Annotated in this window: 11 protein-coding genes and 2 pseudogenes; 3 read left to right on the top strand and 10 right to left on the bottom strand. The window is 69.2% G+C overall.

The window, feature by feature from the left end; translation table 11 throughout:
- The 4 genes and pseudogenes from ACOJSN_RS18980 to ACOJSN_RS18965 form a co-directional block, all read right to left on the bottom strand.
- Window positions 1–646, bottom strand: a pseudogene (locus ACOJSN_RS18980) (excinuclease ABC subunit UvrA); the annotation flags it as partial.
- The gene (locus ACOJSN_RS18975; protein WP_420114051.1) at window positions 643–1,119 is read right to left on the bottom strand and encodes a pyridoxamine 5'-phosphate oxidase family protein; all 477 of its coding nucleotides are present in this window, start codon (window positions 1,117–1,119) and stop codon (window positions 643–645) included. The pseudogene ACOJSN_RS18980 and the gene ACOJSN_RS18975, both read right to left, overlap by 4 nt.
- A complete protein-coding gene (locus ACOJSN_RS18970) occupies window positions 1,116–1,523 on the bottom strand; it encodes a VOC family protein (protein ID WP_420114050.1) in 408 nt (135 codons plus the stop codon). The genes ACOJSN_RS18975 and ACOJSN_RS18970 overlap by 4 nt, the downstream gene beginning before the upstream one ends.
- A gap of 4 nt (window positions 1,524–1,527) precedes the next feature.
- Window positions 1,528–1,965: a helix-turn-helix transcriptional regulator gene (locus tag ACOJSN_RS18965; protein WP_420114049.1), complete on the bottom strand. Its 438-nt coding sequence runs from the start codon at window positions 1,963–1,965 to the stop codon at window positions 1,528–1,530.
- 84 nt (window positions 1,966–2,049) lie between these two features.
- On the opposite strand from ACOJSN_RS18965, the gene ACOJSN_RS18960 reads away from it, so the two are divergent.
- Window positions 2,050–2,610, top strand: coding sequence for a DUF664 domain-containing protein (locus ACOJSN_RS18960; RefSeq protein WP_420114048.1), 561 nt, complete (start codon window positions 2,050–2,052; stop codon window positions 2,608–2,610).
- 10 nt (window positions 2,611–2,620) lie between these two features.
- Window positions 2,621–3,571 carry a helix-turn-helix transcriptional regulator gene (locus ACOJSN_RS18955; protein WP_420114047.1) on the top strand — a complete coding sequence of 317 codons (951 nt, stop codon included), beginning with the start codon at window positions 2,621–2,623 and terminating at the stop codon, window positions 3,569–3,571.
- Here the strand turns inward: ACOJSN_RS18955 and ACOJSN_RS18950 are convergent, their stop codons facing one another.
- A complete protein-coding gene (locus ACOJSN_RS18950; RefSeq protein ID WP_420114053.1) occupies window positions 3,572–4,102 on the bottom strand; it encodes an MOSC domain-containing protein in 531 nt (176 codons plus the stop codon).
- Window positions 4,103–4,110: 8 nt separating this feature from the next.
- Entirely contained in the window at window positions 4,111–5,058 is a 948-nt protein-coding gene (locus ACOJSN_RS18945; protein WP_420114052.1) for an aldo/keto reductase, read from the bottom strand.
- Between the two features lie 172 nt (window positions 5,059–5,230).
- On the opposite strand from ACOJSN_RS18945, the gene ACOJSN_RS18940 reads away from it, so the two are divergent.
- Window positions 5,231–5,578, top strand: a complete 348-nt coding sequence (locus ACOJSN_RS18940) for an RNA polymerase-binding protein RbpA (RefSeq protein WP_420114046.1) — start codon at window positions 5,231–5,233, stop codon at window positions 5,576–5,578.
- On the opposite strand, the gene ACOJSN_RS18935 is transcribed toward ACOJSN_RS18940, so the two are convergent.
- From ACOJSN_RS18935 to ACOJSN_RS18920, 4 genes and pseudogenes are all read right to left on the bottom strand, one after another.
- A complete protein-coding gene (locus ACOJSN_RS18935; RefSeq protein ID WP_420114045.1) occupies window positions 5,554–6,321 on the bottom strand; it encodes a polyprenol monophosphomannose synthase in 768 nt (255 codons plus the stop codon). The two genes, ACOJSN_RS18940 and ACOJSN_RS18935, sit on opposite strands and share 25 nt — an antisense overlap.
- Window positions 6,318–7,886 carry an apolipoprotein N-acyltransferase gene (gene lnt, locus ACOJSN_RS18930; protein WP_420114044.1) on the bottom strand — a complete coding sequence of 523 codons (1,569 nt, stop codon included), beginning with the start codon at window positions 7,884–7,886 and terminating at the stop codon, window positions 6,318–6,320. Before lnt ends, ACOJSN_RS18935 begins: the two co-directional genes overlap by 4 nt.
- A 371-nt stretch (window positions 7,887–8,257) precedes the next feature.
- On the bottom strand, window positions 8,258–11,023 hold the full coding sequence (locus ACOJSN_RS18925; RefSeq protein ID WP_420114043.1) for a DEAD/DEAH box helicase: 2,766 nt from the start codon (window positions 11,021–11,023) through the stop codon (window positions 8,258–8,260).
- A gap of 5 nt (window positions 11,024–11,028) precedes the next feature.
- Window positions 11,029–11,526 (bottom strand): annotated as a pseudogene (locus ACOJSN_RS18920) (diacylglycerol kinase family lipid kinase); the annotation flags it as partial.

Here is an 11,526-nt window from a genome sequence, read left to right as displayed (position 1 = left end):
CGGCCTCGAAGATGCGCGCGTACCAGGTGCCCGGGCCGTAGCCGGGGATCAGCAGGGCGCCTTCGGCGATCGACTTGCTCTCGTCGTAGAGCGCGGTGAGATCGAAGTCGGAGGTCGAGCCTCGGCCCTCGCACTTCGGACACATCCCACCCAGCTGGTTGAAGGTCGCCTTCTCGGCGATCGTCTTGCCGCCTCGTTGCACTGTGATGGCGCCGCTGGCGCTCACCGACGGGACGTTGAAGGAGTAGGCGTTCGGCGAGCCGATGTGTGGGTCGCCGAGTCTGCTGAAGAGGATGCGCAGCAGCGCGTTCGCGTCGGTCACAGTGCCCACGGTCGAGCGAGGGTTGGAGCCCAGCCGTTCCTGATCCACGATGATCGCTGGTGTCAGGCCGTCGAGGGCATCGACCTCAGGGCGCTCGAGTGTCGGCATGAACCCCTGCACGAACGCCGGGTACGTCTCGTCGATCAGCCGCTTGGACTCGGCAGCGATCGTGTCGAAGACCAGCGAGCTCTTGCCGGATCCGGACACGCCGGTGAACACGGTGAGCCGCCGTTTCGGGATCTCGACGCTGATGTCCTTGAGGTTGTTCTCGCGGGCGCCACGCACCCGGATGAGGTCGTGGCTGTCGGCCGGCGTGATCGTCATGCGTCCGTGCTGTCCTCTCCGGCCGTCCACCGACCGTTCGTCATGAGCTCGCGGCCCGCGATCTCGTTCTCCTCTCGCCAGGCCTGAACTCGCTGTGGTGCGACTCGCAACCACAGGTACCGGGTGGTGAGCGTACGCGGATCGAACCCGGCGTGCGCGGCGAAAGCGTCAGCGCGCCCGGGCGCGAGGTCAGCCATCTCCAATGCCTCGACCGTGCCGTCGATGAGGCACAGATCGCGCGTGTGCCCGACCGCCAGTCGCACCGTGCCATTTGTGACCAAGTTCTGCGACGTCCGGCTGTCGGCCGAGGTCGCGAGCAGCAGGGTCTGCCCGTCCCAGTGGTGAGACAGCGGCACCAGGTACGGGACGCCGTCGGACGAGGCGGAGGCGACCCAGATGTCGACCGCGGCCTCGAGCAACCGCTCGGTGTCCTGACGCCGCTGGTCGGCTGAACGCGGTGGCGGCGCGGTCACTGCTGCTGGATGCGAATCGTGTTGCCGGCGGGGTCGCGCACGGCGCAGTCGCGCTTTCCCCAGTCCTGGTCGGTGGGCTCCTGCAAGATCTCGACGCCCTTCGACTCCAGCTGGGCGAAGGTGGCGTCCACGTCGTCGCTGGCGAGCATGATGCTCGCGTAGGTGCCCTTGGCCATCATCTCGGTGATGGTGCGGCGCTCGTCATCGGTGATGCCCGGATCGGCGCCGGGCGGGTGCAGCACGATATTGACCTCCGCCTGGCCGGGGGGACCGACGGTGATCCAGTACATGTCTCCGTAACCGACCTCCTGCCGGATCTCGAAGCCGAGCACGTCGCGGTAGAAGCCCTTGGCGGCCTCGGCGTCGTCGTGCGGGAGGAAGGTGCTGTGGATGATGGTCGCCATGTGCTCACGCTAGGGGCTCAGGAGGCGCGCTGGCTTCTCGATTCCTGATCGGTCGCGTCACCCGCTTGACCACACAGGTCGGCAGGCTTCCCACATCCGCCTGTGCACGGTGCCGATACTCGCTCGGTGGCATCCCGACCAGCTCGCTGAACCTCGTACTGAAGGTCCCCAAGGACGAGGAGCCGACGGCGAAGCACACCTCGGTCACGGAGAGGTCGCCTCGGCGTAGCAGGGTCATAGCCCGTTCGATCCTTCGCGTCATGAGGTAGGAGTACGGCGATTCCCCGAACTCCTCCTTGAACCGCCTGCTCAGATGGCCCGCCGACAGGTGGACGCCCGCTGCCAGAGCCGGCACGTCGAGCGGCTCCTGGTACTCCCGGTCGATGCGGTCCCGCACCCGACGCAGCAGCGTGAGCTCACGCAGCCGGTCTGAGTCGGGCATGCCAGGCACCCGGTGATCCTGTCATGTCCCTGCCCTCCTCGAATGCGGCACCGGAACGTCCGGGTACAGATCTATCGTCCTGCCATGGATCAGATGCCCGCATGGGAACCGCCCTTCGACGGCTCCGAGGTGGAGCACCTGCTCGGAGCACTGGAGCGACAACGGGCCACCTTCCGGTGGAAGGCGGACGGTCTCGACGAGGAAGCGCTCGCACGGAGCGTGGCCGCGTCGTCGCTCACGCTGGGCGGACTGCTCAAGCACCTCGCGTGCGTGGAGGACGAGAAGTGGGGCCCGAATCTCGATGGCGCACCCTACGGGCCGCCCTGGGCCGGCATGTCCGACTACTCTGGGGAGCCGAAGGACTACACGTTCGACACCAGCGGCCTGAGCGCCGCGCAGCTCTACGCGATGTGGGACAGCTCGATCACCCGCTCGCGGACCCGCATCGCCGCAGCGATCGCAGCCGGCGGGCTCGAGCAGCAGGTCGCGATGGGCGCCGACCAGGGCTTCGTGGTCAGCCTGCGCCGGCTGCTGTACGACCTCGTCGAGGAGTACGGCAGGCACACCGGCCATGCCGACCTCATCCGTGAGGCGATCGACGGCCGCGTGGGCGAGGACCCACCGGCGGACTGGACGCTCAGCTAACGTTTCGCGGATGGCTCCTGACGGCGACAGCCCCACTGCGCGTGCGCTGCTGGCCCTCTCCGAGATCCAGGACAGTCCCGGGATCACAGCCGCCGCGCTCGGCGAGCGCCTGGGAGTCTCCGACCGCGCGGCACGCCGCTACGTCGCGATCCTGCGTGAGGCCGACATCCCGGTCGAGTCGACACCTGGTCGTTACGGCGGCTACCAGATCGGCCGCGGATTTCGCCCGCCGCCGCTGACCTTCACCATGTCGGAGGCCCTCGGGCTGACGATGGCGGCGGTCGAGAGCCGACACGGCCGAGACGACGCCGCCGGGCGCGCCCTGGCCAAGCTCACCCGCGTGCTCCCAGCAACGCTCGCTGCGTCTGTGGACAGCCTGCGCGCTCTGGTGCCCACTCCCCCACGCGGCCCCGAGGTCGACGGCGCGATCGTCGCGCAGCTGCTGCAGGCGGCGAGCGACCAGCGCGCCACGCAGATCCGGTACCGGGGACACCACTCGTTCACCACCACGATCGATCCGTGGGGCGTCATCCCCCGCCGTGGCTACTGGTACGTCCTGTGCTGGTCGCGCGAGCGTGAGGCCAGGCGGCTCTACCGGGTGGACCGGATCGAATCGGTCCACCCCTTGCAGGATCCGTTCGATCCGCCGCCAGGGCTCGATCTGCTGGCGGCCGTCGAAGAGCACCTCTCGGAAGGTTGGCTGCTCGAGGTCGAGGTGATCATCGAGGCGCCCCTCGACCACGTGCGCTGCTGGCTCCCGCGGCAGCTGGGACGCCTGGACCCCCTCCCGGACGGGCATACGCGGCTGCGGGGCACGACCAGCACGCCAGACTGGTACGCCGTCAGGCTCGCGGAGATCGCCGCGCCCTTTCGGGTCCTCGCGCCACCCGAGCTGGCGGAGGAGGTTCGCCGCCTCGGAGACCGCCTTCGCGAGGCGTCGCAGCCGGCCGCACCGGATTGATCAGACCGGTTCCAGCGGAACCTGTTCTCCAGTGGGAAGGTCGACGACGATCGCATCGCCGGGCGAGATGTCTCCCGACCGCTCGACGACAGTCATGACGCCGCATCGCCTCACGATCGTGCCGTCCGAGGCGCGGCCGACCACGAGCCTGAGCAGCCCCGGGCGTGCGTCGTCGATCTGCTGGCAGGGATTGCGCAGACCGGTGACTCGCAGCACCGCGTCGCCGATGCGCAGGCGTGTGTCGCGGGGCAGGCCGAGCAGGTCCAGACCGCGGGTCAGTACGTTCTCACCGAGCGTGCCGGGGCGGACGTCGTGCACGAGCTCGTTGACCTCGTCCAGAAGCTCAGCGTGGATGAGGTGAACCTGCCGGAGATTGGGCTGACTGGGGTCGCGCTTGACCCGCGATCGGTGCTGCACGGTGGCGCCGGCGTGAGCGTCACCGTCGACTCCGATCCCTTCCCGCACGTGGATACGGTCGACGGGCGCCTTGCTGAATCGGTGCTCGCCGTCGATGCTGACGCTCACGACCACCGAACCCCTCACGCGGTCGACCCGGTGATCCGATCCAGCTCGGCAAGATCCTCGGCGCTCGGCTGCCACGCGAGTGCGGCCGCGTTCGACCGCACCTGCTCGGGTCGTGAAGCCCCGCTGATCACCGAGCCGACGACCTCCTGGGCCGCCAGATAGCCGATCGCCACCGTGGCCATCGAGACCTCGCGAGCGTCGGCGAAGGCGCCGATCGCCTCGATCATGTCGAAGTTCGCAGCCTCGAGCCGCTCCGGGCGGCGCGTGAGGCGGGTGCCCTCGGGGGCTGCCTCGCCGCGCCGGTACTTGCCGGTCAACAGGCCGGACGCCAGCGGGAAGTACGGCAGCAGCCCCGCGCCCACGTGCTCGGCGGCCGGGATCACCTCGGCCTCGATCCCGCGATCGAGCAGCGAGTACGCGTTCTGGATCGAGATCATCGGACTACCGCCCGCAGTCCGGGCGATCCAGTCCGCGTCCACGATCTGCCAGCCGGTGAAGTTCGACGAACCCAGGTAGCGGACCTTGCCCTCGACCACGAGCTCCTGCAGTGCCGCCAGTGTCTCCTCGAGAGGCGTCAGCGGGTCGTAGCGGTGCATCTGGTACAGGTCGATGCGGTCGGTTCCCAGGCGCCGGAGCGAGGCCTCCACCGCGGTGCGGATGTACCGCCGGGAACCGCGCACACCCCAGTCGGGCCCATTGACCCCGCGCATGTCCATCCCGAACTTGGTCGCCACCACCACCTGGTCGCGTCGGGATCCGAGCGCCTGGCCCAGCAGCTGCTCGCTCTGTCCAGGTTCACCGCCGTACACGTCGGCGGTGTCGAACAAGGTGATCCCGGTCTCGATCGCCGCATCCACCACGCCCTGGACGCCCTCGGGCGCTATGGTCGAGCCGAACGCGTTGCACCCGAGACCGACGGTCGAGACGGTGAGGCCTGATCGGCCGAGTTGTCGATAGGTCATCTGCACGCCACCAGCGTATCCGTGGTCACATCGGCGGCAGATCTGCGCACGTGAGGCCGGAAGGCTTCACACCACCTTCACCAGCTGCGCGGAACACCACTGAATGATAGGCCGTTGAACAAGGAGTACGGCGCAGCATCACCCACGCCTGCACGTACGCGAAGGAGGAGACATGGCCGAACGTTCCCTGCGAGGGATGAAGATCGGTGCGAACAGCCTGGAGTCCGAATCCGGCGTCGAGTTCGCCCCGCGCATCGAGGCTGTCTACGACTGCCCGGACGGCCGGGTCATCGTGATCCCGTTCAGCGCTGACGCCGATGTGCCCCCGGTCTGGGAGGCACCCGATGGCGGCGAGGCGCTGCTCCGCGACGCAACCCGCCCTGAGCCCAAGCCCACGAAGAAGCAGCGCACCCACTGGGACATGCTGCTCGAGCGCCGCACCGTCGGTGAGCTCGAGGAGCTGCTCGACGAGCGTCTGGCGCTGCTGCGCAGCGGTCAGGCGCGGCGACGCAGCGCCTGACCCCACCGGTCGACGCGCAGCCTCCACCGCCGTCGACGATCGTCCAGACCCCACTCGGTGAGCCGGGTGATCGCCTCCAGAGCGATCGCCCGGCTCATCTTTGATGTCCCCTGAGTGCGCTCGACGAACGTGATCGGCACCTCGACGATCCGCCCGCGCGCCCGTGCGACGCGCCACGTCATGTCGATCTGGAAGCAGTAACCCTGCGACTCGACCTGCGCCAGCGGCAGCCGCTGCAGCGTACGCGCGGGATAGACGCGGAACCCCGCAGTAGCGTCGCGCACCGTCAGACGCAGCGCCACGCGCGCATAACCGGTCCCGAGTTTGCTGATGAGCTGCCGGGTCCACGGCCAGTTCACGACCGCGCCTCCCTCTACCCAGCGCGAGCCGATCACCAGGTCGGGGCGCGGCGTCGCCTGCGCCGCGGCGAGCAGCGCCGGTAGGTCCTCAGGTCGATGCGAGCCGTCGGCGTCCATCTCCACCACGGCGTCATAGTCGCGCGCCAGCGCCCATCGGAAGCCATCGAGGTAAGCGCGCCCGAGGCCCTCCTTGCCAGCCCGATGCAGCACGTTCAGCTGCGGGTCTGTGGCAGCCGCGGCCTCTGCCCACGCACCCGTGCCATCGGGTGAGGCGTCGTCGACCACGAGTACATCGACCTCGGGCACGGTAGCCCGCAGGTGCGCCACGCTGATCGGCAGTGCTTCCCGCTCGTTGTACGTGGGCATGATGACAAGTGTCTTCATCGGCGCCGCTTCGCCCGGGGAGCGGTGACGATGCCGGTCAGCAGCGACAGCACGGTCAGCAACGTGAACGCGACGACCGGGGCGTCGCCCAGCCTGTCGCTGATGGTGAGCTCGGTTCGCAGCGGCAGCGTCGCGACCAGTTCCTCCGCCGTGAAGTGTCCGGTGGTCTGCAGCACCACGCCGTTCGGGGCGATCACCCCGCTGACACCCACGGTCGAGATCTGCAGAGTCGCGCGACCGTGCTCCACCGCCCGGAAGCGGGACATCGCCAACTGCTGCTCCGACTCCGCCGTGTAGCCGAACGATGCGTTGTTGGTCGGGACAAACAGCACTTCAGCGCCCCCGACCACCGACTCCCGGATCAGGGCGTCGTAGGCCACCTCGAAGCAGATGATCGTGCCGACCGGCACGTCCCGGTCGAGCGAGGCGATCGGCACCGGCACCACAGCGATCTCGGTCCCCCGTGCCATGTCGACACTCACGAGATCGACGGCGGAGGAGAAGATCCGAGCGATGTCCCGCATGGGGATGTACTCGGCGAAGGCGGCTGGGATCTGCTTCGCGTACGCGAACACCGGGCCTTGGTCCGGCAGCCACAGCACCATCTCGTTGTAGCGCGCGTCGACGCCATCTGGCTCGTCGGCGGCTTCGGCGTACCGGTCGGTGCCGAACAGCAGCGGGACACCGACCGCGTCGACGGCGCGTTCGACCAGGACGCGCGCATCCTCGTAGACGCGCGGGTTGAAGTCGGAGGAGTTCTCGGGCCAGAGCACCATGTCCACGCCACCGGGGCCGACCTGCTCGGCCAGTGCCTCGGTGCCCTCCACGTGGTTCGTGAGCACCTCGTAGGCGTTGGCGAAGGCGCCGAGTCCGGGCTCCGCGACATTCCCCTGAACGGCTCCCACCCGCAGTGACCCGCCGGAGGCATTCGTACCGAGCGGCACCAGCAGGCTGCCCGCAAGGACGGCGGCTACGGCTGCGGGAGCGCCGATCACACGCACTGTGTCGGCGCGGCGCAGCGTCACAGCCACGCTGGCGAGCAGGAAGCCCAGCACAGCTACGACCGCGCTGACCAACGGCGCCCCACCGAGCGACGCCAACCGCAGCAGCGGCGAGTCCGTCTGCGAGAACGCGAGCCGCCCCCACGGGAAGCCACCGAACGGCCAGACCTGGCGCACCTGTTCGCCCACGGCCCAGACGACCCCGAACAGTAACGACTGGGCGAGGATCAGCCGATTCACCAGCGTTCCTCGCCGCACCCAGACCCAGACCGCGCAGGTGGCCGCGACGATCCCGGACTCGGCGACCGAGAGGGCAAGCCATGGAATCACTCCCACTGCATCGTTTGCCCACCAGATGTGCGGGAGGAAGAACGCGATCCCCCACAGGAAGCCCACGGCGGCGCCCCAGCGCGCCGAGTCACGTCGCAGCGCCAGCACGAGCAGCGCCACGCCCACGATGGCCATCGGCCACCAGTTGCGCTGCGGGAACGAGGTGTCGGTGAGCAGTCCTCCGGCGACCGCCATCGCCGCGGTCGTCAGTCGTCGCGGCGGGAGTTGAGGCACTGGCTCAGGATAGACGGCCAACCTGAGCGCCGAGCCCCGGAGCTGGCACCGACCGGCCCGCACGAACTTCGGTCCGCTGCCCCGGTCTCGGGACCCCGTTTTCTAGTGAACGCGCGGGCCTGGTCGGTGACTGCGCTGGGCTTGCCCTGCAGCAGTACAGGCAGCGAACATACCGACGTTCGGCCGAGACGCCAAGCGTGCGTCGCCGCAGGTCACGGGCATTTGCCCTGGTCAGCGCGCTGCGGCTAGTTGAAGGATTTCTTCGCCCAGTCGGCGTGTCGGTCGGTGTGTCAGGGAGTGCGTCGGCTACGTGTCCACCACGTGGCGGCGCGCGGACCGCATCGTGAACGGCCGGACTTGCTCGACACGGGTCACACGGACCCCAGTGCGACGATCCCGCGCCGCACCGCCCGCACCGCGCGGTGTGCGGTGTCCCGCAGATCGGGCGAGGGCGCGGCATCGGTGAGCTGGTCAAGCAGATCGATGACCTGCTTCGACCACCGCACGAAGTCGCCAGCGGCCAGGTCAGTGGTGATCACCGCGTCGAGGTGTGCGCCACGCGACCATGCGTCCACGGCCGCGACCAGTCCGAGGTCGAGCGGCGAACGTGGCGTCAGCCCGGCCTCCGCCTCGATCGCGGCCAGATCGCGGGCAAGCGCATCGGTCGCGTCGACCGCGTCGGACACAACCCGGTTCTTGAGCCGGGGTCGGGGCGAGGCGTCGTCGGAGCGTGACTCATAGAGCACCGCAGCGACCACGGCTGCGAGGCCGGCAGGGTCGAGCTCGTTCCACAGTCCTCGCCGAAGCGCCTCGACCACGAGCAGGTCCTGCTCGGAGTAGACGCGCCGGAGCCACTCCCCTCGCTCGGTGACCTGGGTGCTCGACCCGGTCTCGGACAGGTACCCGAGCTGGGCAAGAACGCCACACACCTTGTCGAACTCGCGGGCGATCGAGGACGTTCGGCCCTCGATGCGCGCCAGCAGCCCCTCGTGCTCATCCCGCAGCTTGACGTAGCGATGCGCCCACCTGGCGTGCTCATCGCGGTCGGCGCAGCCGTGGCACGGGTGCGCCCGCAGCTGGGCCTTGAGTGCGGTGAGCCGGTCCTCACGAGCCGCAGGCGGCGTGCGTATCCGCTCGGGACGGGCTTGGCCGAGCGCACCGAGCGCGTTTCGCATCGACGAGACGAGGTCGCGCCGATCCTTCGGCCGCCGACCGCTGAACGCCTTCGGGATCCTCACGCGTGTGACCGAACTGGTCCCGTACGGAACCTCGCTGCCCACGAGGCGGCGCACCTGACCCTCGCCCGTGAGCACGGTGACCGAACCACCCTCCAGACCCACCGCCGTCGGCGGTTCCAGGACGACGGCGAAGCCGGCGCGGCGCCCGCTCGGGAGCTGGATCACGTCGCCACGACTCAACGACCCGAGGGTCTGAGCGACCGACTCGCGCTGGGCACGGGACCGCGATCGGGACAGCTCGGACTCGAGGTCGGAGATCGATCGGCGCAGGTCCATGTACTCGGCGAAGTCGCCCAGGTGGCAGGCCATCGAGTCGGCGTACCCGGCGAGTGCCTCGCTGTGCTGGCGTGCCCGGCGCGCGAGGCCCACGACTGCCCGGTCCGCCTGGAACTGGGCGAAGGAGGTCTCCAGCACCTCGCGGGCTCGCTCCCACCCTGCCGTCGCGATCAGGTTCACGGCCATGTTGTACGTGGGCCGGAACGAGGAACGCAGAGGATAGGTGCGACGCGAGGCGAGGCCGGCCAGCGCCACGGGATCCAGACCGGAGGCGTAGAGCACCACGGCGTGACCCTCCACGTCGATGCCACGCCGCCCCGCGCGACCGGTCAGCTGGGTGTACTCCCCCGCGGTGATCGCGGCGTGGCTGCTGCCGTCCCACTTGACGAGCTTCTCGAGGACCACTGAACGTGCCGGCATGTTGATGCCCAGTGCGAGCGTCTCGGTGGCGAAGACGACCTTGACCAGACCCTGGGTGAAGAGCGCCTCCACCGTCTCCTTGAAGACCGGCAGCATGCCGGCATGGTGCGCGGCCACGCCCGAGAGCAAAGCGTGCTCCCAGGCGTCGAAGCCCAGCACGTCCAGATCCTCCGGCGGGAGCGCCGCGGTGCGCTCAGCGATCAGGTCGGCGATCTGGTGCCGCTCGGCCGGCGTGGTCAGCCGCACACCGGAGTGCACCACCTGCGACACCGCGGCGTCGCACGCGGCGCGGGAGAAGATGAACACGATCGCGGGCAGCAACCCGGCCCGATCGAGCCGGTCGACCACCACCCCGCGCGCAGGTGGCCGGACCATCGATCGGCGCTGGTGGTAACGGCCGCGGCTGCGGTTCCGGCTCTCTCGCCCGCCTCGGCGGCGGTCACCGGAACGTTCGACCGAGCGGATCGCCTCGACGAGATCGTGCGAGATCGGCGGCGTCACGCCCGGGCTGGTCGGGTCCACATCGGCCGAGTACAGGTCGTGCAGCCCGCTCCCGACCATGACGTGCTGCCACAACGGCACCGGGCGATGTTCGGAGACGATCACCTCGCACTCGCCGCGCACCTCCGAGAGCCAGTCGCCGAACTCCTCGGCATTCGAGACGGTGGCGGAGAGTGAGACCACCTGCACGTCGAGGGGCAGGTGCAGGATCACCTCCTCCCATACCGGCCCACGGAACCGGTCGGCGAGATAGTGCACCTCGTCCATCACCACGAAGCCGAGTCCGGCGAGTGTGGGTGAACCCGCGTACAGCATGTTGCGCAGCACCTCGGTGGTCATCACCACCACCGGTGCATCGCCGTTCACGGACGTGTCTCCGGTGAGCAGACCCACCGAGGCCTGACCGTGTCGGCGCACCAGGTCCGGGTACTTCTGGTTGCTGAGGGCCTTGATCGGCGTGGTGTAGAACGCCTTGCGTCCCTGCACGAGCGCGAGGTGGACGGCGAACTCCCCCACCACGGTCTTGCCGGCACCGGTGGGTGCCGCGACCAGCACGCCGTGCCCAGCCTCGACGGCCTCGCAGGAAGAGATCTGGAAGGCGTCGAGCTCGAACTCGAGCGTGTTGGTGAAGGCCGCGAGCTCGGTGCGTTCGTGCGCCTGCCGGCGCATCGCCGCCGCGTACCGCTCGGCAGGTGACGACATGTCTCTCAGCGTACGTGCGGTGAGAGCATCCTCAGGGCACCCGGCTCCACGGCGATCCTCATCGGCACGGCACCGATGTGCTCTCCATCCCCGTAGGCCTCTGGTGGGTCCGGGTGTGGTGCCAGCGGTTCGATCGTGATCTCGCGCGCCCGGATCACCTCGACGGCGTCGTGGTGCACGTGCGTGCCCTCGTACAGACGCGGGAAGATCCGCATCGCCTGCCACGGGCTGAGGGCGCTCGCCAGGACCACCTCGGCCAGGCCGTCGTCGAGCTGCGCCTCCGGCGCGATCTTCATGCCTCCACCGAAGTAGGTCCCGTTGGCGACCGCCACCAGCGTGCCGGGCATCTCCCGGCGCTCCCCGTCGATCGTGATCGTGTAGCCGTACGGGCGGAATCCCTGCAGCTCGGTGAGGGCTGCCCGGATGTACTTGCCGCCGCCGGGTGGGAATCGGTACGTGTTGGCGCGGGCGTTGACGGCGGCGTCGAGGCCCACAGAGACGAC

Source organism: Pseudactinotalea sp. (assembly GCF_048594945.1).
In the GTDB taxonomy this organism is placed as follows: Bacteria; Actinomycetota; Actinomycetes; order Actinomycetales; family Beutenbergiaceae; genus Pseudactinotalea.
The sequence above is the reverse complement of the archived record's forward strand: the minus strand, read 5'-3'. Positions and strand labels throughout refer to the sequence as shown.

Coding starts and splice junctions, on each gene's coding strand:
- ACOJSN_RS18970 (WP_420114050.1), bottom strand. CDS start 1,523: ATGGCGACCATCATCCACAGCACCTTCCTCCCGCACGACGACGCCGAG.
- ACOJSN_RS18965 (WP_420114049.1), bottom strand. CDS start 1,965: ATGCCCGACTCAGACCGGCTGCGTGAGCTCACGCTGCTGCGTCGGGTG.
- ACOJSN_RS18960 (WP_420114048.1), top strand. CDS start 2,050: ATGGATCAGATGCCCGCATGGGAACCGCCCTTCGACGGCTCCGAGGTG.
- ACOJSN_RS18955 (WP_420114047.1), top strand. CDS start 2,621: ATGGCTCCTGACGGCGACAGCCCCACTGCGCGTGCGCTGCTGGCCCTC.
- ACOJSN_RS18945 (WP_420114052.1), bottom strand. CDS start 5,058: ATGACCTATCGACAACTCGGCCGATCAGGCCTCACCGTCTCGACCGTC.
- ACOJSN_RS18940 (WP_420114046.1), top strand. CDS start 5,231: ATGGCCGAACGTTCCCTGCGAGGGATGAAGATCGGTGCGAACAGCCTG.
- ACOJSN_RS18935 (WP_420114045.1), bottom strand. CDS start 6,321: ATGAAGACACTTGTCATCATGCCCACGTACAACGAGCGGGAAGCACTG.
- ACOJSN_RS18925 (WP_420114043.1), bottom strand. CDS start 11,023: ATGTCGTCACCTGCCGAGCGGTACGCGGCGGCGATGCGCCGGCAGGCG.